Annotated in this window: 18 protein-coding genes and 1 pseudogene; 8 read left to right on the forward strand and 11 right to left on the reverse strand. The window is 62.3% G+C overall.

Annotation, left to right across the window (positions count from 1 at the left end; translation table 11 throughout):
- The first annotated feature begins 14 nt into the window (after positions 1–14).
- Positions 15–2,300 carry a putative bifunctional diguanylate cyclase/phosphodiesterase gene (locus BSY17_RS05890; protein WP_237236437.1) on the forward strand — a complete coding sequence of 762 codons (2,286 nt, stop codon included), beginning with the start codon at positions 15–17 and terminating at the stop codon, positions 2,298–2,300.
- A gap of 51 nt (positions 2,301–2,351) precedes the next feature.
- Positions 2,352–2,734: pseudogene (locus tag BSY17_RS05895) on the forward strand (DUF4440 domain-containing protein).
- A gap of 9 nt (positions 2,735–2,743) precedes the next feature.
- Here the strand turns inward: BSY17_RS05895 and proS are convergent.
- The 3 genes from proS to phaR all read right to left on the reverse strand — a co-directional run bounded on the left by proS (position 2,744) and on the right by phaR (position 5,305).
- Positions 2,744–4,270: a proline--tRNA ligase gene (gene proS, locus BSY17_RS05900; RefSeq protein WP_037476804.1), complete on the reverse strand. Its 1,527-nt coding sequence runs from the start codon at positions 4,268–4,270 to the stop codon at positions 2,744–2,746.
- A gap of 90 nt (positions 4,271–4,360) precedes the next feature.
- Positions 4,361–4,702 (reverse strand): hypothetical protein, encoded by a 342-nt coding sequence (locus tag BSY17_RS05905; protein WP_069064802.1) that lies wholly within the window; start codon positions 4,700–4,702, stop codon positions 4,361–4,363.
- Positions 4,703–4,723: 21 nt separating this feature from the next.
- On the reverse strand, positions 4,724–5,305 hold the full coding sequence (phaR, locus tag BSY17_RS05910; protein ID WP_037476801.1) for a polyhydroxyalkanoate synthesis repressor PhaR: 582 nt from the start codon (positions 5,303–5,305) through the stop codon (positions 4,724–4,726).
- Here phaR and BSY17_RS05915 point away from each other — a divergent pair.
- A complete protein-coding gene (locus tag BSY17_RS05915; RefSeq protein WP_443019485.1) occupies positions 5,304–6,392 on the forward strand; it encodes an alpha/beta hydrolase in 1,089 nt (362 codons plus the stop codon). The genes phaR and BSY17_RS05915 overlap by 2 nt on opposite strands.
- 49 nt (positions 6,393–6,441) lie before the next feature.
- Entirely contained in the window at positions 6,442–7,614 is a 1,173-nt protein-coding gene (locus BSY17_RS05920; protein WP_069064803.1) for an acetyl-CoA C-acetyltransferase, read from the forward strand.
- Between the two features lie 102 nt (positions 7,615–7,716).
- Here BSY17_RS05920 and BSY17_RS05925 read toward each other — a convergent pair whose 3' ends face one another.
- The 7 genes from BSY17_RS05925 to BSY17_RS05950 form a co-directional block, all read right to left on the reverse strand.
- Positions 7,717–9,717: an acetyl-CoA carboxylase biotin carboxylase subunit gene (locus BSY17_RS05925; RefSeq protein ID WP_069064804.1), complete on the reverse strand. Its 2,001-nt coding sequence runs from the start codon at positions 9,715–9,717 to the stop codon at positions 7,717–7,719.
- A 122-nt stretch (positions 9,718–9,839) separates the two neighbouring features.
- Positions 9,840–10,223 (reverse strand): hypothetical protein, encoded by a 384-nt coding sequence (locus BSY17_RS05930; protein WP_037476795.1) that lies wholly within the window; start codon positions 10,221–10,223, stop codon positions 9,840–9,842.
- A gap of 79 nt (positions 10,224–10,302) precedes the next feature.
- Entirely contained in the window at positions 10,303–11,310 is a 1,008-nt protein-coding gene (gene bioB / locus BSY17_RS05935; protein WP_069064805.1) for a biotin synthase BioB, read from the reverse strand.
- 124 nt (positions 11,311–11,434) lie between these two features.
- Entirely contained in the window at positions 11,435–13,582 is a 2,148-nt protein-coding gene (gene scpA, locus BSY17_RS05940; protein ID WP_069064806.1) for a methylmalonyl-CoA mutase, read from the reverse strand.
- Between the two features lie 182 nt (positions 13,583–13,764).
- Positions 13,765–14,202 carry a methylmalonyl-CoA epimerase gene (mce, locus tag BSY17_RS05945; protein WP_069064807.1) on the reverse strand — a complete coding sequence of 146 codons (438 nt, stop codon included), beginning with the start codon at positions 14,200–14,202 and terminating at the stop codon, positions 13,765–13,767.
- A 9-nt stretch (positions 14,203–14,211) separates the two neighbouring features.
- Positions 14,212–14,481 (reverse strand): hypothetical protein, encoded by a 270-nt coding sequence (locus tag BSY17_RS21190; protein WP_150125737.1) that lies wholly within the window; start codon positions 14,479–14,481, stop codon positions 14,212–14,214.
- Positions 14,478–15,959, reverse strand: coding sequence for an acyl-CoA carboxylase subunit beta (locus BSY17_RS05950; RefSeq protein ID WP_069064808.1), 1,482 nt, complete (start codon positions 15,957–15,959; stop codon positions 14,478–14,480). Before BSY17_RS05950 ends, BSY17_RS21190 begins: the two co-directional genes overlap by 4 nt.
- Before the next feature lie 221 nt (positions 15,960–16,180).
- On the opposite strand from BSY17_RS05950, the gene BSY17_RS05955 reads away from it, so the two are divergent.
- Complete coding sequence (locus BSY17_RS05955) at positions 16,181–17,596, forward strand: helix-turn-helix domain-containing protein (RefSeq protein ID WP_069064809.1); 1,416 nt, start codon at positions 16,181–16,183, stop codon at positions 17,594–17,596.
- 9 nt (positions 17,597–17,605) lie between these two features.
- Here the strand turns inward: BSY17_RS05955 and BSY17_RS05960 are convergent, their stop codons facing one another.
- Complete coding sequence (locus BSY17_RS05960; RefSeq protein WP_069066813.1) at positions 17,606–18,046, reverse strand: DUF983 domain-containing protein; 441 nt, start codon at positions 18,044–18,046, stop codon at positions 17,606–17,608.
- A 141-nt stretch (positions 18,047–18,187) separates the two neighbouring features.
- Between BSY17_RS05960 and ychF the strand changes: the two genes are divergently transcribed.
- From ychF to BSY17_RS05975, 3 genes are all read left to right on the forward strand, one after another.
- Positions 18,188–19,288, forward strand: a complete 1,101-nt coding sequence (ychF, locus tag BSY17_RS05965; RefSeq protein ID WP_069064810.1) for a redox-regulated ATPase YchF — start codon at positions 18,188–18,190, stop codon at positions 19,286–19,288.
- Positions 19,289–19,291: 3 nt separating this feature from the next.
- Positions 19,292–19,813 carry a DNA-deoxyinosine glycosylase gene (locus BSY17_RS05970; RefSeq protein ID WP_069064811.1) on the forward strand — a complete coding sequence of 174 codons (522 nt, stop codon included), beginning with the start codon at positions 19,292–19,294 and terminating at the stop codon, positions 19,811–19,813.
- A gap of 89 nt (positions 19,814–19,902) precedes the next feature.
- Complete coding sequence (locus BSY17_RS05975) at positions 19,903–21,453, forward strand: alkaline phosphatase D family protein (RefSeq protein ID WP_069066814.1); 1,551 nt, start codon at positions 19,903–19,905, stop codon at positions 21,451–21,453.
- The last annotated feature ends 36 nt before the right edge of the window (positions 21,454–21,489 follow it).

Genomic DNA, 21,489 nt, shown 5'->3' on the forward strand with positions numbered 1-21,489 from the left:
AGGGCGCAACTGCCTTGACGGGGCTATGGCAGCGGTGGGTCTGGCGGCTGCAATCGACGCTGACCCTGCGGATGACCCTCTTCTACGGGGCGCTGTTCGTGGGTGTGTCGATGCTGGCGCTCTATGGCACACGCATGGCGATCGAAACCTATGCCGAAAAGTCGATCCGGCGCGAAATGGCCGTCGGCAGTGCGCTGTTCGATCGCATTGCCGCGATGCAGGTGAGCCAGATGGCGCAGGCCGGCAATGTGCTGGCGAGCGACTTCGGGTTCCGCGAGGCCGTCGGCACAAGCGATGCGCCGACCATCATATCCGCGCTCGAAAGCCTCCAAGGCCGCTTCGACCTGCAGCACGCCTTGTTCGTGGGCGTCGATGGCACTGTCGTCGGCCATGTGCCGGGCATGTCGGTCGGTGAGAAGAATCAGTTGTTCGACGCGCTGGATATGGGCCGGGAGCGCGGCGTCGCCCATTGGGGCGGGGAAAATTACATGGTCGCCGCCTCTCCGGTGCGTGCCCCGATCCTCACGGGATGGGTGATCTTTGCGCGGACGATGGGTCCGGCCGACCTCAGGCAGATTGCGCGCCTGTCCTCCATCGACCTGCATCCCCGCATCCTGCCGCAGACCGGATCGGACATCGGCGCAGGCACCGTCAAGGAAGTCGCACGCAATGGCGAACGCATCCTGATGCAAGCCCGCAGCGTGCCGACCCTGGTCGAATCGGCGCCGCAGATACTCGTCCTGGAATATAGCCTCACGCGCGCGTTGCGGGACTATGCGCCGATCCTGTGGGCGCTGCTCGGATTTGGCGCGTTGGGCGCGGTGTTGGCGATCGCCGGTACCTTCGTCGCATCGCGCCGATTGGCCCGCCCGATCGTGGCGCTGGAGGCCGCCGCGCGCAAGGTCAGTGCAGGCCAGCATGCCGAGGTAGCGGTGGAAACACGCGACGAAATCGGCCAACTGGCACGTAGCTTCAATCGCATGGTCAATGCTGTCGAGGAACGCGAGCGGCAGATCGCCCATATGGCCTTTCACGATTCGCTGACGGGCTTGCCCAACCGTACCCTGTTGCGCGAACAAATTGCGCTCGCGCTCAGCCGTCATGGCGGTGCCAACTTCGCGCTGTTCTGCCTCGACCTCGACAATTTCAAGTCTGTGAACGATACGCTGGGCCACCCGACCGGCGACGCCCTGCTATGCGAAGTGGCAACGCGGCTGGGCGAAACCTGTCCGCAGGGCTTTGTGGCGCGGCTGGGCGGCGACGAGTTTGCGGTGATCCTGCCCGATGGCAGCGGCAGCGCCGACCAGACTGGTCGCGCGCTCGTCAAGGCGCTGGCGCAACCGTTCGACGTCAATGGCCATCGGATTGTGACCGGTACCAGCATCGGTATCGTCTTCGCGCCACAGGATGGCCGGGACGCGACGGAACTGCTCAAAAATGCCGACCTCGCGCTGCACCGCGCCAAGGATGACGGCAAGGGCAGCCATCGCTTTTTCGAAAGCGCGATGGATGCTGAAGCACAGGCCCGGCGCGCGATGGAGATCGATCTGCATGATGCGCTGCGCAAAGGCGAGTTGGAACTCTATTTCCAACCCCTGTTTGGCCTGTCGCAGAACCGTGTGACCGCGTTCGAGGCGCTGCTGCGCTGGAACCACCCGGAACATGGCATGGTGTCGCCCGTGCAGTTCATCCCGCTGGCGGAGGAAACTGGCCTGATCGTCCCGATCGGCGAATGGGCGCTGCACGAAGCCTGCCGCATTGCCGCGACATGGACCGACGACATCCGCATCGCGGTCAATATCTCGCCCGTGCAGTTCCGCAGTGCGACGCTCAACAGCATCGTGTTGCAGGCGTTGGCGCGGTCGGGCCTGGCACCGAACCGGCTGGAACTGGAGATCACCGAAAGCCTGTTCATCGACAATGTCGAAGCGACGCTCGGCTCGCTCCATTCGCTGCGCGCCTTGGGCGTGCGGATCGCGCTTGATGATTTCGGCACGGGCTATTCGTCGCTCAGCTATTTGCGCAGTTTCCCCTTCGACAAGTTGAAGATCGATCGCAGTTTCATCATCGATCTGCTGGAACATGATGGCGCGACGGCCATCATCCGCGCGATCACCACGCTGGCCGACGCGCTCGGCATCGAAACCACCGCCGAAGGGGTGGAAAGCAGCGAGCAACTGGAAATATTGCGCGCCGAAGGATGCAACCAGATCCAGGGCTATTTCTTCAGTCGTCCGATTCCGGCGGGTCAGGTGGCCGCGTTGCTGGAGAAGCTGTCGGGCGACCGTCTGGCCGCCTGACGTCAGTCTGCCAATTGCATCGGCGGGTGGCACGACCTACGACCGCTTTCCATGACCACCACCCCCGACCTTGCCATCCGCCTGCGCCGCGCCAGCTTCAACCGGGCGCTGGCGCAAGCCGACCTGCGCATGATCGAAACGCTGCTGGCGCGAGACGCCATTCTCGTCGCGGGGACGGACAGTGCGGTGCTGGCCGGGCGCAAGGCGCAGATGTTGGCGTGGCGGCGCGAGTTCGCCGCAGCTGAGCGGCTGATCTACACCCGGACGCCGGGCACGATTATCGCGTCGGCCGTCGAGCCGATCGCGATGGAGCATGGCCAATGGCAGGGCGTCCTTGCCTCGACAGGCGAGCCGCAGGCATCTATACCGCCAAATGGCGGCAAAGCGGCGAAAACTGGCTGATCGAGGCGGAGATTTACCTCACCCTCGCCTGAAGCGGCCGCTCAGTAGGAGCGGCCGACCAGCACCCGTTCCACAGCGGTGTCGCCCGTGAAGATACACGCGCCATCCGCCGCCGCCGCGTCGCTCGGTATGTTGCGGAGTGTCAGCTTCTCGCCCTTGAGCCATTGCACGACCTTGTCGAGCGCATCGCCGGTTGGCTTGCTCCACTGCACCAGCGCCCAGCCCGGCTTGGCGCTGGCATCGAAATAGGCCTTGAGCGCATCCAACGAACTGATCGAGCTTTCGATATTGCTGTCGAGCCGTCCCTTGGCATCGGCGAACAGCGCTTGCTGAATATCGGTCAGGATCGACGTGGCCCCCGCGACGAAGTCCCCCTTCGCCACGATCTGGCTGTCGAGCTTGCCATCCTCGCGATAGAGCCGGTCGCGGCGGATGACCGAGACATTACCGCCCGCCACATCGCGGCCACCAACCTCGATCACGATCGGCGCGCCCTTCTTTACCCAGCCCCAGCGCTTGGTAGCGGCCTTGGCCGGGCGCTTGTCGAGCAGCGCGCGAACTGGCTCGCGGAACAGGTCGAGCGCATTCAACTGGCTGACCAGATCGGTGCAATAATCGACGATCGCGGCATCTTCGTCATTGTCGCGCAACATGGGCACGACCACGATCTGATAGGGCGCGACACGCGGCGGCACGCGCAGGCCGTCATCGTCGCCATGGACCATGATAAGGCCACCGATCATCCGCGTCGACATGCCCCAGCTGGTGGTCTGGGCCAGTTCCTGCTGCCCTTCGGCATTTTGGAACTTGATATTCTGCGCCGCAGAAAAGGTCGTGCCCAGAAAATGCGAGGTGCCGGCCTGCAGCGCCTTGCCATCCTGCATCATCGCTTCGATCGAATAGGTGGCAACGGCACCGGGGAAACGCTCATTTTCGGGCTTTTCGCCCGCGATCACCGGCATGGCGACGCATTCTTCGGCGAAGCTGCGATAGACTTCGAGCATCTTCATCGTTTCTTCCAGCGCCTCGTCCACGCTGGCATGGGCCGTATGCCCTTCCTGCCAGAGAAATTCGGTGGTGCGCAGGAACATGCGGGTGCGCATTTCCCAGCGCACGACATTGGCCCACTGGTTGATGAGGACAGGCAGGTCGCGCCACGACTGGACCCAACGGCTGAACGCCGCGCCAATCACCGTTTCCGATGTGGGACGCACGACCAGCGGCTCTTCCAGCTTCGCGTCAGGATCGGGCACCAGCTTGCCATCCTTCTGGATCAGCCGGTGATGGGTGACGACCGCCATTTCCTTGGCGAAACCGTCGACATGCTCGGCTTCCTTCTCGAAATAGGACAGCGGGATGAACAGCGGAAAATAGCAATTTTCATGGCCGGTCGCCTTGATCCGTTCGTCCAGCAGTTTCTGGATACGTTCCCAGATGCCATAGCCCCATGGCCGGATGACCATGCAGCCGCGCACGCCGCTTTCCTCGGCCAGGTCGGCCTCGGTAATGACGGCCTGATACCAGGCGGAAAAATCCTGTTCGCGGGTGACGGAAAGGGCGTGCTTCACGGGGTCGGGCCTTGGGCTAGAAACGGAAAGGAATGGCGCGCCATAGGGCAATCGCGCTACACCTGTCGACCCCTGAGCATGGCGATAGATTCAGGCTGGGACGCCCAGCCGATCGAGCCAGGCGCGCGCCTGTTTGGGTTCGCCGACAGCGTCGGACGATACCGGCCCGCGCGCGGCCATGAAATCCTGATGCAGGGCGAACGGCTCCAGGCCCAACGTGGCGCGCAGATTGTCAATCTCGTCGGCCGTGTCGCACAGGTCGGCGACGATAGGCGCCGCCTTGGCCCGTGCCGCCTTGTCCTTCTGATGATCGAACAGGCCCCATTTGCCACTCGCGGTCGTCTGGAGCGCAGCGATCAGCGCCTCGCGATAGGCCTGTTCCAGTTCCTCGCGGCGAACGTCGAGCCGCTCCAACCGATCCGCCTTCGCCATGGTCCCGTCCGATCCTGTTATTCAGCTCAGCTTGTCGATCTTTGCGTTCAACGCCGCCAGTTGCGCCTTGAGCGCCGCAATCTCGTCATCCTTGCTGCCGTCCGTTGCAGCGGGTGCAGGTGCTGCACCCGGAACGCCTGGCATCCCCGGCACGCCATTGCCAAAGGCGCTGGCCGCCGCTTCGAACATCTGCAGGTTGCGCTTGGCGATCTCGGCCAATGGGCCGCCGCCAAAAGCGCCCTTCATGGCTTCCTGAAATTGCTGCTGGTTCTTGCGGAACGCGTCCATCGACGATTCCAGATATTGCGGCACCATAGACTGCATCGAATCGCCATACATGGAAATCAGCTGACGCAGGAAGTTGACGGGCAGCATGTTGGTGCCGCGCTGTTCTTCCTCCATGATGATCTGGGTCAGAACGTTGTGCGTGATGTCCTCGCCGGACTTGGCATCGACCACGGTAAACTCGCGCCCTTCGCGGGTCATCTGCGACAGCAGGTCGAGCGTGATGTAGCTGGAAGTTTCGGTATTATAGAGACGCCGGTTGGCGTACTTCTTGATAACGACCGGATCGGATTCGTTGACCACTTTAGATTTGGACATGAAAGCCTCTCCCTCAGAACCTCATTCTGCACTAGCACAAGGCCATGTCGCACCGCAACATGGACCGCGCCCATTACCCCTTTTTCTCAATATTTTATGGCGCGAGACGCAGGGCGATCCTGAACTGCGCCGCCGCGCGTTCACAGGCCTGCGCCGCTATCAGGAGGCGCAGCGCCCGCCTGCTCCCCCTGCCCCCGATTGCGTGGCCGTGGCGGGCAGCGCTCGACTGCTGCGCTATGGCGTTGAAAATGGGCGGGCGCCGGTGGTGTTCATCCCCTCGCTGATCAATCCGCCGCAAGTATTGGACCTGTCGGAAAGCCGATCGATGCTGCGCCACATGTGCGCAGCGGGGCATAACGCTTATCTGGTCGATTGGGGCGCGCCGACGCACCGCGATGCAGCGATGGGCCTGGATGCGCATATAACGGAGCGATTACTGCCATTGCTCGCCGATCTACCGCGCCCGCCCATTCTGGCGGGCTATTGCCTTGGCGGCACGTTCGCGATTGCTGCGGCCATGCTGCGCGAGGTAACGGCCGTCGTCGCGATCGCGTCGCCCTGGACCTTCGACGGTTTCGCCGATGCCGACCGACAGGAAATCAGCGTGCTGTGGCGCGACGCCAAGGCGATCTGCGAACGGCTGGGTTATGTGCCGATGGAAGTGCTGCAATCAGGCTTCTGGGCGATGGACCCCAAGCGCACGATCCAGAAATATGCCGCCTTCGCCGATATGGAAAAAGGATCGGACGCTGCCCGCGCGTTCCTGGCGGTCGAGGACTGGGCGAATGAAGGCGCACCGCTGACCTACGCTGCGGCCCGCGACTTGTTCGATGATCTCTATGCGGGCGATGCAACCGGCGAAGGGCGGTGGTCGGTAGGCGGCCAGTTGATCGATCCCAAAGCCCTGCCCTGCCCCAGTCTTTCGATCCGATCGACAACCGACCGCATCGTGCCCGCCGCGGCTGCTCCTGATCTTGCCGAGCAACGCAGCCTGGCGCTTGGCCATGTCGGCATGGTCGTGGGCGGCCGGGCACGCACGCTACTATGGGATCCGCTGTCCGATTGGGTTTCCAGCCATGGCGGATGATGCTATGGGCGCGGGCGAAAACAACCCCTGTCATTAGAGGATCAGGCCTTTGTCAGACATCGTGATTACCGCCGCCAAGCGCACCGCCGTCGGCAGCTTCATGGGCGCGTTCGGATCGACCCCTGCGCATGAACTGGGTCGTCAGGCGATCCTCGCTGCATTGGCGCAAGCTGGCGTCGCGCCGGACGAAGTGGACGAAGTGATCCTGGGCCAGGTGCTGAGCGCAGGCCAGGGCCAGAACCCGGCGCGCCAGGCGGCCGTCAATGCGGGCATTCCGGTTGAGCGCACCGCGATCGGCATCAATCAGTTGTGCGGTTCCGGGCTGCGCGCGGTGGCGCTGGCGGCTCAGGCGATCCGTGCGGGCGACGCCAACATCATGGTTGCGGGTGGGCAGGAAAATATGTCGCTTGCCCCCCATGCGCAATATCTGCGTGGCGGTAGCAAGATGGGCAATGTCAGCCTGATCGACACGATGATTCACGACGGCCTGACCGACGCTTTCAACAATTACCATATGGGCATCACCGCCGAAAATCTGGCGGAAAAATATCAGATCAGCCGGGAAGCGCAGGACGCCTTCGCCGTCGCCAGCCAGAATAAGGCGGAAGCGGCGCGCGCTTCAAGTCGCTTTGCCGACGAAATCGTGCCGATCACGATCAAGGGCCGCAAGGGCGACACCATCGTCGATGCCGACGAATATATCCGCGCCGGAGCCACGATCGAAGGCATGCAGGCGCTACGTCCGGCCTTCAAGAAGGATGGCAGCGTGACCGCCGGCAATGCGAGCGGCCTGAACGATGGTGCCGCCGCGCTCGTCCTGATGACCGCCGATGCCGCCGCCAAGCGCGGTGCGACGATCCTGGGCCGGATCGCCGGTTTCGCGACCTGCGGCGTCGATCCCTCGATCATGGGCATCGGCCCGGCCCCGGCAAGCCGCAAGGCGCTGGCCAAGGCCGGCTGGTCCGTCGCTGACCTCGACCTGATCGAAGCCAATGAAGCCTTCGCGGCGCAGGCGCTGTCGGTCGGCCAGGAACTGGGCTGGGATGCGGAGAAGGTCAACGTCAATGGCGGCGCGATCGCCATCGGCCATCCGATCGGCGCTTCGGGCGCGCGCGTGCTGACGACGTTGCTCTACGAAATGGCCAAGCGCGATGCGAAAAAGGGTCTGGCGACGCTGTGCATCGGCGGCGGCATGGGCGTGGCGATGTGCATCGAGCGCTGATGTCTGCGTAAGTGTGAAAAAGGGCCGCCGCTCCGACCGGAGCCGCGGCCCTTTTTATTATGGTTCAGGTCGACCGGACCAGCGATTGCGCTATCAGGCGCGTCACTCCATCTCCAATATGACCGCGTCAACGGCCAGGCTGTCGCCCTGGGCGGCCGATACGCTCTTCACCACGCCCGCCTTTTGCGCGCGCAGGATATTTTCCATCTTCATCGCCTCGATCACGGCGAGCGGCTGTCCGGCCTCGACCTTGTCGCCCGCCCCCACATGCAGTGCGACCAGCAAGCCCGGCATCGGGCAGATCAGGTAGCGCGACAGGTCTGGCGGGATCTTCTCGATCATGTGCGCGGCATAGGGCGCGGCATGGGCAGGCAGGATGCGCAGCTTATGGCTGGCACCATGGGCGGCCAGGACGAAGCCGGCGCGGGTGGGGGCGATCTTCACCGCCAATTCCTCCTCGCCGAACTCCGCTTCGATCAGCCGATCGCCGGGCGTATATTCGAGCGCCATGTCTACGCCCACGCCATCGACGGTGACATCATCGCCGTCGATTTCCACATCATGGACGCTGTCGCCGATCTTGACCTGCCAGCCTGTCGGCGGCGGCAAGCGCTTGCCCAACTGGCCGTCGATGCGGCGGGCGCGGTCGGCCTGGGCCATGGCGGCAAAGGCCCCGATCGCGGCGAGCCGCTGCCGCAATTCGGGCGAAGCGGGCGCGCCCTGGAAGCCATCGGGATATTCCTCCGCGATGAAGCCGGTGGTGATGTTGCCGGAGCGGAAACGCTCATGCTGCATCAGCGCGGACACGAAATCGATATTGTGGCCCGGTCCCTCGATCTCGAATTTGTCGAGCGCTTCGATCTGCTTGTCGATCGCTTCCAACCGCGTGGGTGCCCAGGTAATCAGCTTGGCGATCATCGGGTCGTAGAACATGGAGACTTCGCCGCCTTCGACCACGCCGTCATCGACGCGGATCAGCGCGCCGCTTTCGTCGGTGCCGGTTTCGGGCGGATTGTAGCGGACGAGGCGACCGGTCGATGGCAGGAAGCCGCGATAGGGGTCTTCGGCATAGACGCGGTTCTCGATCGCCCAGCCGTTGATCTTGACGTCATCCTGCGTGAAGGCCAGCGCCTCGCCATTGGCGACGCGGATCATCTGTTCGACCAGATCGATACCGGTAATTTCCTCGGTCACGGGATGTTCGACCTGCAACCGGGTGTTCATTTCGAGGAAGTAGAAGCCCTCCCCGGTCGTGTCCGCGCCCGATACGATGAGTTCGACGGTCCCGGCGCTGAAATAGCCGACTGCGCGGGCGAGTGCGACGCATTGTTCACCCATCGCCTTGCGCATCTTGGGCGTGACGAAGGGCGATGGCGCTTCCTCCACCACCTTCTGGTGACGGCGCTGGATCGAACATTCGCGCTCGTTCAAATAGACGATATTGCCATGCTGATCGCCCAATATCTGGATTTCGATATGGCGCGGGCTTTCGATGAACTTCTCGATGAACACGCGATCGTCGCCGAAGCTGGCGAGGCCTTCGCGCTTGGTCGCTTCAAAGCCTTCGCGGACATCCTGCTCATTATAAGCGAGGCGCATCCCCTTGCCACCGCCACCGGCAGATGCCTTCATCATGACCGGATAGCCGATCTCGTTGGAGATTTTTACGGCATGTTCGGTGTCGTCGATGACGCCGACGAAGCCGGGGACGACATTGACGCCTGCTTCCAGCGCGAGCTTCTTGGACTCGATCTTGTCACCCATCGCCGCGATGGCATTAGCGGGGGGACCGACGAAGATGATGCCTTCCGCGTCCAGCGCCGTACGGAAGCTCTCGCGTTCGGAGAGGAAGCCGTAGCCGGGGTGGACGGCGTCGGCACCGGTCTGTTTGCACGCTTCGATGATCTTGTCGGCAATCAGATAGGATTGGGCGGCGGGCGACGGGCCGATGTGCACGGCTTCATCCGCCATGAGGACATGCGGCGCGCGCGCATCGGCATCGGAATAGACCGCGACGGTCTTGATGCCCATCTTCTTGGCCGTGCGCATGACACGACACGCAATTTCGCCACGGTTCGCGATCAGGATCTTGGTGATTGCCATATTATTCCCTGTCCCAGTCCTATCCTATCAGCCGTTCGGGCTGAGCCTGTCGAAGCCCCGTTCTTCCTCTCAAGGAGAAAAGCAGCCCTTCGACAAGCTCAGGGCGAACGGAAGTAGTGGTGTTAAGTTGCTGTGAGTGCTCTCGAAACTTCAGCACAGACGGCATCAAAGCGATTAAAATACGAACTTTCCAATTCTGCCGTTTCCATCTGAAAAATCTCAGATGTCATCTGCAGGTGAAGATTTCTGGCAAGGTTGGCAGCCTCAACCTGAAACGCTGGATAAAGGTCAGATGCCGTTTGCAGATCACCAGCATTTCTCATGCTGTAATCCGTCACCCAGAGGCAGTATGTGAGCCGCTCAGCAGGCGACAACGAATCCAAACCAACAGACGCCTTCTTCTCGATGATCGAATGACCGGCATCCTCGACCAGCCAAGTTTCCCAATCTTGGATCAACCCATTGCCTCCACGCAATAATCCGTCATGCCGGACTTGATCCGGCATCCCGCTTTCTTCACGCGTATCGCCGGAGAAAAAGCGAGACCCCGGATCAAGTCCGGGGTGACGGAGGTGAGTGCGAAACTCACTCCGCCGCCTCCATCGCAACCTTCACCTCGGCCTGCATCGGCACCACGCCCAGCTTCGCGAACAGCGCCGCATCGGCATTGTCGCCCGCATTGGCCGTGGTCAGCAGCTTGTCGCCGGTGAAGATGCTGTTCGCGCCCGCCATGAAGCACAAAGCCTGGCACGCATCCGACATACTTTCCCGCCCAGCGCTCAGCCGCACCATGCTCTCCGGCATCACGATCCGCGCCACCGCCACCGTCCGCACAAACTCGATCTCGTCGATCTTAGCGAGCGGGGTGTCGGCCAGCATATTGCCCAGCACGGTGCCCTTGACCGGCACCAGCGCGTTGATCGGCACGCTTTGCGGATGGGTCGGCAGCACCGCCAGCGCGTGCAGAAAGCCGACGCGGTCCTCGCGCGTCTCGCCCATGCCGACGATCCCGCCGGAACACACATTGATCCCCGAATTGCGGACATTCTCCAGCGTTTCGAGCCGGTCATCAAAGGTCCGGGTGGTGATCACCTTCTCATAATGTTCGGGCGAGGTGTCGATATTATGGTTGTAATAATCGAGGCCCGCGTCAGCCAGAACCTTGGCCTGGCTTTCGTTGAGCATCCCCAGCGTCATGCAGGTTTCCATGCCCATCTGGCGCACGCCCTGCACCATCTGGACGATAGCGGGCATGTCGCGCTCCTTGGGGTTGCGCCAGGCCGCACCCATGCAAAAGCGCGAGCTGCCCGCATCCTTCGCCTGCGCCGCCGCCTGCATCACGGCCTGCACGCTCATCAGCTTTTCGGCCTTGAGGCCGCTTTCCGCCGAAGCCGACTGGTTGCAATAGCCGCAATCCTCCGGACAACCGCCGGTCTTGATCGACAGCAGGGTGGAGAGTTGCACTTCGTTGCGCGGAAAATTGGCGCGGTGGATGGTCTGCGCCTCGAACATCAGGTCGGCGAACGGCAGGTCGAACAGCGCGGCGATTTCGGCACGGGTCCAGTCGGTGCGGGCGGTTGTCACGGCGTTCATTGCCCAACTCCGTTCAGGCTGAGCGAAGTCGAAGCCGTCCGCTGAGCGGAGCGAAGCATGTAGCCTTCGACAAGCTCAGGCTGGTCCTTCGACAGGCTCAGGACGAACGGATTTAAAGTCATCATTATACGGCATCCTCCACCGGGGGCATGTTGTGGCCGAGGAGGCGCAGCACGTCGGCGGCGCATTCCACGACATTGGAACCCGGTCCATAAATGCCCTGAACGCCCGCGTCACGGAGGAAGTCATAATCCTGTGGCGGGATGACGCCGCCCGCAATCACCTTGATGTCGTTGCGACCTGCTTCACGCAGCTTGGCGATGAGGTCGGGGATCAGCGTCTTGTGGCCCGCCGCCAGCGACGACGCGCCCACGACATCAACGTCGCTTTCCAGCGCCAACACCACGGTTTCTTCGGGCGTCTGGAACAGCGGTCCCGACACCACGTCGAAGCCCATGTCGCCGAATGCCGACGCGATCACGTTGGCGCCCCGGTCGTGCCCATCCTGCCCCATCTTGGCGACGAGGAGTTTGGGTTTGCGACCGAGGCGCCGCTCGACGGCCTGCACGCCGTCAAGAACCTGTTGCCAGCGGCTGTCACCCGCATAAGGCGCGCTGTAGACGCCCTTTACCGGTGTCGGCTGCGTGCCGTAGCGATCGAAACTTTCCTCCATGGCGGAGGAGATTTCGCCCAGCGTCGCGCGGGCGCGGGCCGCTTCGACGGCAAGGGCAAGGAGGTTGTTGTCGAGGCTGGAGGACTTCGCCGCGCCGTCGCGCAGCGCCTGCAACGCCGCTTCGCATTTCGCGCTGTCACGCTCCGCTTTCACCCGGTTGATGCGGGCAATCTGCCCTTCGCGCACCTTGGCATTGTCGATGTCGAGCGTTTCGAGGAAGTCCTCGGTCGCCAGCCGATATTTGTTGACGCCGACAATGACGTCATCACCCCGATCGACCCGCGCCTGCCGTGCAGCGGCGGCGGTTTCGATCATCGCCTTGGGCCAGCCTGCCGCCACGGCCTTGGCCATGCCGCCATCGGCCTGCACCTTTTCGATGATCGCCCAGGCTTCATCGACCAGTTGCTGCGTCAGCGCCTCGACATAATAAGAGCCGCCCAACGGATCGACCACCTTGGTCATCCCCGTCTCTTCCTGGATTACGATCTGCGTGTTGCGCGCAATCCGGGCGGAAAAGTCGGTGGGGAGCGCGATGGCTTCATCGAGCGCATTGGTATGCAGCGATTGCGTGCCGCCCAGCATCGCGGCCATCGCCTCGATCGTGGTACGCATGACGTTGTTGTAGGGGTCTTGCTCGGTCAGCGACACGCCGCTGGTCTGACAGTGGGTCCGCAGCATCTTGGAGCGCTCATCCTTCGCGCCCAGTTCCGTCATCGCCCGATGCCACAGCACTCGCGCCGCGCGTAGCTTGGCGATTTCCATGAAAAAGTTCATGCCGATCGCGAAGAAGAAGCTCAGGCGGCCCGCAAACTTGTCGATGTCGAGGCCCGATGCGACGCCATATTTCACATATTCCATGCCGTCGGCGATGGTGAAGGCCAGTTCCTGCACCTGCGTCGCGCCGGCTTCCTGCATATGATAGCCGGAAATGGAGATGCTGTTGAACTTGGGCATTTCGCGCGACGTGTAGCCGAAAATGTCGCTGATGATCCGCATCGATGGTTCGGGCGGGTAGATATAGGTATTGCGGACCATGAACTCCTTGAGGATGTCGTTCTGGATGGTCCCGTCGAGCAATTTGCGGTCGACGCCCTGCTCCTCGCCCGCGACGATGAAGAAGGCCAAGATCGGGATCACCGCGCCGTTCATCGTCATGCTGACCGACATCTGGTCGAGGGGAATGCCATCGAACAGGATTTTCATATCCTCGATCGTGTCGATCGCCACGCCCGCCTTGCCAACGTCGCCGGTGACGCGCGGATGGTCGCTGTCATAACCGCGATGGGTGGCGAGATCGAAGGCGACCGACAATCCTTTCTGCCCAGCGGCGAGGTTGCGGCGGTAGAAGGCGTTGGATTCCTCGGCGGTGGAGAAGCCCGCATATTGGCGGATGGTCCAGGGTCGCCCGGCATACATGGACGCGCGTACCCCCCGCGTGAACGGCGCAAAGCCCGGCAGGCCCGGATCGACGGTCACGTCCTCAGCCGTGTAGAGCGGCTTGACCGCGATCCCTTCCGGGGTCGCCCAGGTCAAATCCTTGCCCTTCACTTCCTTGGCGGCCGCGGCGGCCCATTGATCCAGTGTCGGTTTGTCGGTCATCTTCTACCCTATCTCTACCCCCTCTCCCGCAAGCGGGAGAGGCAACGAGACTTAGGTCCGCGCAGCGGGCCTTAGTCGCAGTGGTGAGGGTCTTGCGCGTCGCATGCCCTCACCAACTTCGCCTAGGCTGGCAAGCCGCCAAGGCTCCGTATCCTCTCCCGCTTGCGGGAGAGGACTTAATATCAATGCGCCTCCTTTGGCGTCTCCATAATTTCGGTCAGCACCCCGTTCATATCCTTGGGATGCACGAAGAAGATCGGCGTCCCATGCGCCCCGATGCGCGGCTCACCCAGCACCCGCGCGCCCTTCGCCTCGAACCACGCCTTGGCTTCGAGAATGTCGGGCACTTCATAGCATATATGATGCTGACCCCCGGCCGGGTTCTTGACGATGAAGGCGGTGATCGGCGATGTCGCATCGAACGGCTCGATCAACTCGATCTGCGTCCCCGCCGTGCCATTCTCCCCCGGCGTATCGACAAAGCACACCTTCACCCCCTGCGCGGGCAGATCGAACGGTTCGTGAATTGTCGTCGCGCCCATTACGTCGCGATAATAGGCAATGCTCTGTTCGAGCGAGGGCGTGGCGACGCCGATATGGTTGAGACGGCCGAGTTTCATATTTTCACCTTATCGCGCACGGAATTCGGTAGCATGGTTACCTAAAGAACAACTGCCGGGAGAAAGGATTGCAGATAAGATTCCAATGCCGATCGAAGCAATCCAAATCATCCCGAATGCCGTACCAATGATGTTGCCGATGCCATGAAGAAAACGAGAAATGATATTCGGTTTTACAGGCTTCACTTGATTTACGGGTTGCGCTTTTCGATATTCCTCTCTGCGCTTGTCAGCCCAAGCTTCAAATTTTTCATCACGACTTTCCAACGTCCCGCTCACAACGGAATATTGTCATGCTTCTTCCACGGATTCTCCAGCGCCTTGTTGCGCAGTTTCCGCAGACCCAGTGCAATCCGCTTGCGCGTCGAATGCGGCTGGATCACCTCGTCGATGAAGCCCTTTGATGCCGCTACGAACGGGTTGGCGAAGCGCGCTTCATATTCCGCGGTGCGCTCGGCAATCTCGTCCGCCGTTTTGCCGCGAAAGATGATCTCCACCGCGCCCTTCGCGCCCATCACCGCGATTTCGGCGGTCGGCCAGGCATAGTTCAAATCGCCGCGCAGATGCTTGGACGCCATCACGTCATATGCCCCGCCATAGGCTTTGCGGGTGATGATCGTGATTTTCGGCACGGTCGCTTCGGCATAGGCGAACAGCAATTTCGCGCCATGCTTGATGATGCCATTATGTTCCTGCGCCGTCCCCGGCAGGAAGCCCGGCACGTCCACCAGAGTCACGATCGGTATCTCGAACGCATCGCAGAAGCGCACGAAGGGCTGATTGGCGACGATGCCCACCGTCCGCCCCTCGACCCGGCCAAAGCCGCAGATGATGTTGCCTGCGTGCGCGGGCTGCACCTCGAAGAAATCGCCCTCGTCCACGATCTTCTTGATCAGTTCGTGCATGTCATAGGGCTGGTTCGCGTTGGCGGGGATCAGCGTGTCGAGGCTCGGCTCGATCCGGTCCCACGGGTCCGCGCTAGGCCGCTCCGGCACCGGCTCCTTGTTCGACGCGGGCAGGAAGTCGACGAAATCGCGCACTGCCAGCAGCGCTTCGATATCATTCTCGAACGCCACGTCCGCCACGCCCGACTTGGTCGTATGCGTCACCGCGCCGCCCAGTTCTTCCTGGGTGACGACTTCGTTCGTCACCGTCTTGACCACATCGGGTCCGGTGACGAACATGAAACTACTATCCTTCACCATGAAGATGAAGTCGGTCATCGCGGGCGAATAGACCGCGCCGCCCGCGCATGGTCCCATGATGACGCTGATCTGCGGCACCACGCCCGACGCCAGCACATTGCGCTGGAAAATCTCGGCATAGCCCGCGAGCGATGCAACGCCCTCCTGAATCCGCGCACCGCCGCTATCGTTCAGCCCGATCACCGGCGCGCCGACCTTCAGCGCCATGTCCATGATCTTGCAGATTTTCATCGCGTGCCGTTCGGACACCGCGCCGCCATAGACGGTGAAGTCCTGGCTGAACAGGAACACCAGCCGCCCATTGATCGTGCCCGATCCGGTGACCACGCCGTCGCCGGGGATATGCGCTTCGTCCATGCCGAAATCGACGCAATTATGCTCGACATACATGTCCAGCTCTTCAAAGCTGTCCTCGTCCAGCAACACCTCGATCCGCTCGCGCGCGGTCAGCTTGCCCTTACCATGCTGGGCATCAATGCGGCGTTGGCCGCCGCCCATGCGCGCACCTTCGCGCTTGGCTTCAAGCTGTTCGATAATGGCGAGCTTCGACATAGGCATATCTCTCCGGTCATTGCGCGGACGTCTTATAGCGGCTCTGTCCCAAGCTTTGCGACTTTTCGCAAATGTAAATTTGCTAATTTGCAAATCACGACTTCGCAAATTAGGAACTGGGGGCAGGCCTGTTCCGTGCCCCGGCGAAGGCCGGGGTCCAGTTCGGACCATGGGACTGGACCCCGGCCTTCGCCGGGGAACATGAAGCGGGGAACCCCAATATGGCACGCGGCAATCGTATCTTTGCAGGACCAAGGCTGCGCCAGTTGCGCCTCGACCATCGCATGGACCAAGCGACGATGGCGCAGGCGTTGGGCATTTCCGTGTCCTACCTATCCCAGATGGAGAATGATGACCGCCCCCTGACCGCCAAGGTCAAGGCCGCACTCGCCAATGCCTTTCCGACCGACTGGGCCAGCTTCGACGCACGCGAGGATGAGCAGATGCTGGGCGCCTTCACTTTCGCGCTCAGCCATCCCGAATTACCTGGTGTCGCGCTGGAACCGGAGCGGATCGAGAAATTGCATCTACAATTCCCGGAATTCGCGGCGCGCTATCTCGACCTCTATAATGCGCATCTGCGGGCGAACGAGCGGATCAACATGATCGAGGAAGCGATCGCCAATGACAGCACGGTGCAGGCGCGGCTGCCGTGGGAGGCGGCGCGCGACTGGTTTCATGAGGCGGGCAATTATGTCCACAGTATCGATTGCCTGGCCGAAGATATGGCCGCCAGCTTCACCGCGGGGCAGACCTTGGACGAAGGTATGTTGGTCGAAGCGCTGGCGCGGCGGCATGGCATCGAAACGCTGATCGCCGACACGCCCGACAGCGCGCTGCGATCCTATACCAGCAGCACCAAGCGGCTGTTCGTCAACGCGGCGCTGCCGACCGAGAGCCGCAAATTCATGCTGGCGCACCAGCTCATGATGCTGGAGGGGCAGGCCGTTATCGCCGATGTGGTGAGCAAGGCGGGGCTGCCCGTCACCGGCGCGGATCGGCTTTTGGCAATCGGCCTCGGCAATTATGCGGCAGGCGCGCTGCTGATGCCCTATGCCGCCTTCCGCGAAGCCGCCCGCACGATGCGCCACGACATCGACCGGCTCGCCCGCACCTTCGGCGTGAGTTTCGAGCAGGCCTGCCACCGGCTTTCGACGCTTCAGCGACCGGGGCTGCGCGGCATCCCCTTCTTCTTCTGCCGCGTCGACATGGCGGGCAATATCACCAAGCGGCACAGCGCCACCCGCTTGCAGTTCGCGCGGTTTGGCGGCGCTTGCCCTTTATGGAACGTGCATGAGGCAGTCGCGATTCCCGACCGGATCAACGTGCAACTGGGCGAAACGCCCGACGGCGTGCGCTACGTCTCCATGGCCAAGGGGCTGGTAAAGCCATCGGGCAGCTACAGCCGGACGCCGCGCCGCTTTGCCGTGGTACTGGGGTGCGAGACGGCGCATGCGGCGAACTTCGTCTATGCCGACGGGCTGCAACTGGACGTCGAAGGCGCAGCGACGCCGATCGGCATCACCTGTCGCCTCTGTTCGCGCCAAAGCTGCGACCAGCGCGCCTTTCCGCCCGCCGATCGGCCGATCCATGTCGACCCGGATAATCGGCAGATCGTTCCTTACTGGATTGGGTAAGCGATAGGGTTAGGGCTTCGTGCCTTGGCCATCGTGCAGTTTCGCCCACAGGCCCGCCGTGCCCGCTTCCTGCGCCTTCATCGTGAACTGGGCAGCGACCAGCCAGCCCTTGATCGGGCGCATGGGCAAAATGGTGGTCAGGATCAGCACCGGCACGCCAACGGCCAGATGCACCCACACGCCCGGTCGCGCCATGATTTCGAGCATGATGATGAAGATGACGCCGGGCACGCAGGCGAATAATTGCACGAACACGGCGGGGCCATCGGCAGGGTCGGCAAAGCTGTAATTAAGGCCACAGACTTCGCAATGATCGCGCATGGTCAGGAAGCCGTTGAAAATATGCCCTTCGCCGCAGCGGGGACAGCGGCCGAGTACACCCGTTTCATGCGCCGGGCGCTTGGGCCACTGGCGGCCGGTCTCGTCTACCCAATGGGCCTGGCTTTGCATGTCTGTCATGACGCTCCATGTGGCGCGTGCGAAGCGCATTGCAATTGGCCCTTTTGTCCTACCCCTTTGCGCGCCACTGGCCAAGGGGCGCACAAGGCGCTATCGCGCGCGCCAATCCTTCCGATCTTCAAAGGCAGTCAAATGGGTTTTCGTTGTGGTATCGTCGGTCTTCCCAATGTGGGCAAGTCCACCCTGTTCAACGCGCTGACGGAGACGCAGGCGGCGCAGGCGGCGAACTATCCCTTCTGCACGATCGAGCCGAATGAGGGGCGCGTGGCCGTGCCCGACCCTCGACTGGAGACGATTGCAAAGATCGGCGGGTCGGCCAAGATCATCGAGACACAACTGGCGTTCGTGGACATTGCAGGGCTGGTACGCGGCGCATCCAAGGGTGAAGGGCTGGGCAACCAGTTCCTGGCGAATATCCGCGAGACCGACGCGATCGTCCATGTGCTGCGCTGCTTCGAGGATGACGACATCACCCATGTCGAAAACAAAGTCGATCCGATCGCCGACGCGGAGACAGTCGAGACGGAATTGATGCTGGCTGACCTCGAAAGCCTGGAAAAGCGCGTTCCCAACCTGTTGAAAAAGGGTGCGCAGGGCGACAAGGAAGCTAAGGCGGCCGCCGCCGTTCTGGGCCAGGCGCTCGACCTGCTGCGCGACGGCAAGCCTGCGCGCCTGACAGTGCCGCGCGACGAGGAAGAAGCGCGGCTGTTCGCGCAGGCGCAGCTGCTGACCGCCAAGCCCGTCCTCTATGTCTGCAATGTCGAAGAGGACAGCGCGTCGAGCGGCAACGCCCATTCGGCGCGTGTGTTCGAGAAGGCGGCGGCGGAAAATGCCAAGGCCGTCATCGTCTCGGCCGCCATCGAAGCCGAACTCGTCACCATGCCGGTCGAGGAACGGGCGGAATATCTCGAAGCGCTAGGCCTTGCCGAAGCGGGTCTCGCGCGGATCATCCGGGCGGGCTATGAACTGCTCGGCCTCATCACTTTCTTCACCGTGGGTCCAAAGGAAGCACGCGCCTGGACGGTGGCGCGCGGATCGAAGGCACCGCAGGCGGCCGGCGCGATCCATACCGATTTCGAAAAAGGCTTCATCCGCGCCGAAACCATGGCCTTTGACGATTATGTCCAGTTCAACGGCGAGACCGGCGCCAAGGAAGCGGGCAAATGGCGGTCGGAAGGCAAGGAATATGTCACGCAGGACGGCGACATCATGCTGTTCCGGTTCAACGTCTGACCCTTGGCGCTGCGCCCCGGCCCATCGCCTGCGCAGCGCAAGGCCGCCTTCCCGCCCAGCGTCGATGCAGACACAAGGCTGCTGATCCTCGGCAGCCTGCCCGGCGATGCGTCGATCCGGCGGCATGAATATTATGCCCATCGTGGCAATGCCTTCTGGATGCTGATGGGCGATGTGCTGGGCGAGGATTTGCGTGGCCAACCCTATGCCATGCGGCTGAAGCGATTGCGGGCACGGGGCGTCGGCTTATGGGACGTGATCGAAAGCGCGCAGCGTGAGGGGAGCTTGGACGGGGCCATTCGCGCGGCGGAATTGCGTGATCTGGGGACGTTCGTCGCCCGGCTGCCAGCGCTTGCAGCGATCGGCTTCAATGGCAAGACCGCCGCTATGCAGGGGCGGCGGCAGTTGGGCGACCGGCCGGGCCTGACGCTGATCGACCTTCCCTCCTCCAGCGGCGCCTATGCCAGCCTGTCGCGCGCGCAAAAGACGGAGCGCTGGGCCGCCCTGCGGGCGTGGATCGTCTGACCAGATTGCATCTGTGTGTCATATTGCGCGGCTAGGGCGAAGCGCTAAGAGACAGCCATAAAATCACCGTATCCATGAAGGTCGCCGCCATGTTCACCCGCCGCCAATTGCTGACCGTTGCCGCCACAGCGCCGTTAATCGGCGCGCCTGCTCTGGTGAAGGCGCAAAGCTGGTATGCGGGTTATCCCTTTTCGCTGGGGGTGACGTCGGGCGATCCGGCGGCGGACGGCTTTGTCATCTGGACCAAGCTGGCGCCCAAGCCATTCGAGCCGCATGGCGGTATGCCGACGGTGCCGCTGCCGGTAAAGTGGGAAGTGGCCAGCGACGATCGTTTCAAGACGATCGTGGCGGCAGGCGAAGCGACCGCGCGGCCTGAACTGGGCCATAGCGTCCATGTCGAAGTCACCGGCCTGCAGCCTGATCGTCCTTATTGGTATCGGTTCGCCTTGGCAGGCGACCAGTCTCCGCGCGGGCGGTCACGCACCTTGCCACTGGCATCGGCCAGCCCCAAGGCGCTGAAATTCGGGGTGGCGGGTTGCCAGAATTATGAGGACGGGTATTTTACCGCTTTCCGCCATCTCGCGCGCGAAGACGACCTCGCCCTCGTCTATCATTATGGCGACTTCATCTATGAATATAAGCAGCGCGGACCGGACTATGACAAGGATGGGCTGCCGGTACCCCATGTGCGCAACCATATCGGCCAGGATTGTCTCGACGTCGCGGACTATCGGCTGCGCTACGCCCAATATCTAAGCGATTACGACCTGCAGGCCGCGCGCGCCAAACACACATGGTTCCCTACCTTCGACGATCATGAGGTGGAGAATAACTGGGTCCAGGATGAAAACTGGAAAGCTGTGCCGCCGGAGATTTTCCGCCTGCGCCGTCAGGCGGGATTGCAGGCCTGGTATGAATATATGCCCGTGCGCGCCGCCATGCTGCCGCGCAACGGGATCATCACCAACATGTATCGCGAAGCGCGCTATGGCGATCTGCTCTCGATCGATTTTCTCGACACCCGCTCGTTCCGGTCGAAACAGCCCTGCGATGACGGATTCAAACCCTATTGCCCCGGCATCGACGACAGCAAATCTCAGGTCATTTCCGCCGAGGAGGAAAGCTGGCTAGTTCAGAATTTGAAGCGTGGCCAAACGCAATGGAATTGCGTGGCGCAACAGATCATGATGATGTCGCTCGACCGCCGCCGCTATGCCGACGAGACCCAGAAAATCTACAATATCGACACCTGGGCCGCCTATACGGCGCAGCGCAGCCGGTTGCTGGCCAAGATGCGTGGTCTCGATAATGTCGTGGTGCTGACCGGCGACGAGCATCAGAATTTCGCGGGGCTGCTCGACAATGGCGACAAGACCGTGGCGGTCGAGTTCGTGTCCACCTCCATCTCGTCGGGCGGCGACGGGTCGAACCTGCGCACTGGCAGCGATGTCATGCTGAAGAATAACGCCGAACTGAAATTCATCAATGATCAGCGCGGCTATCTGGTCTGTGAAGTCACGCCCGACGCCTGGACGACGCAGGCGCGGGTCATGGATCAGGTGTCGACGCCGGGCGGCGCGATCAGCACGCGGGCAACCATGACCGTCCCGCGCGGCCAGCCTTCGCTGCAAATCAGCTGACATTGACGTAAACGTAAGGCGTGATAGAACGGCATC

Source organism: Sphingobium sp. RAC03, assembly GCF_001713415.1.
In the GTDB taxonomy this organism is placed as follows: Bacteria; Pseudomonadota; Alphaproteobacteria; order Sphingomonadales; family Sphingomonadaceae; genus Sphingobium.

What these genes read in the sequence shown, in the direction of transcription:
- BSY17_RS05925 (WP_069064804.1), bottom strand. Translation starts at nt 9,717, where the DNA reads ATGGCAATCACCAAGATCCTGATCGCGAACCGTGGCGAAATTGCGTGT.
- BSY17_RS05960 (WP_069066813.1), bottom strand. Translation starts at nt 18,046, where the DNA reads ATGCAAAGCCAGGCCCATTGGGTAGACGAGACCGGCCGCCAGTGGCCC.
- BSY17_RS05950 (WP_069064808.1), bottom strand. Translation starts at nt 15,959, where the DNA reads ATGTCGAAGCTCGCCATTATCGAACAGCTTGAAGCCAAGCGCGAAGGT.
- BSY17_RS05975 (WP_069066814.1), top strand. Translation starts at nt 19,903, where the DNA reads ATGTTCACCCGCCGCCAATTGCTGACCGTTGCCGCCACAGCGCCGTTA.
- bioB (WP_069064805.1), bottom strand. Translation starts at nt 11,310, where the DNA reads ATGAACGCCGTGACAACCGCCCGCACCGACTGGACCCGTGCCGAAATC.
- ychF (WP_069064810.1), top strand. Translation starts at nt 18,188, where the DNA reads ATGGGTTTTCGTTGTGGTATCGTCGGTCTTCCCAATGTGGGCAAGTCC.
- mce (WP_069064807.1), bottom strand. Translation starts at nt 14,202, where the DNA reads ATGAAACTCGGCCGTCTCAACCATATCGGCGTCGCCACGCCCTCGCTC.
- scpA (WP_069064806.1), bottom strand. Translation starts at nt 13,582, where the DNA reads ATGACCGACAAACCGACACTGGATCAATGGGCCGCCGCGGCCGCCAAG.
- BSY17_RS05955 (WP_069064809.1), top strand. Translation starts at nt 16,181, where the DNA reads ATGGCACGCGGCAATCGTATCTTTGCAGGACCAAGGCTGCGCCAGTTG.
- BSY17_RS05930 (WP_037476795.1), bottom strand. Translation starts at nt 10,223, where the DNA reads ATGCCGGATCAAGTCCGGCATGACGGATTATTGCGTGGAGGCAATGGG.
- BSY17_RS05905 (WP_069064802.1), bottom strand. Translation starts at nt 4,702, where the DNA reads ATGGCGAAGGCGGATCGGTTGGAGCGGCTCGACGTTCGCCGCGAGGAA.
- BSY17_RS05915 (WP_443019485.1), top strand. Translation starts at nt 5,304, where the DNA reads ATGAAAGCCTCTCCCTCAGAACCTCATTCTGCACTAGCACAAGGCCAT.
- phaR (WP_037476801.1), bottom strand. Translation starts at nt 5,305, where the DNA reads ATGTCCAAATCTAAAGTGGTCAACGAATCCGATCCGGTCGTTATCAAG.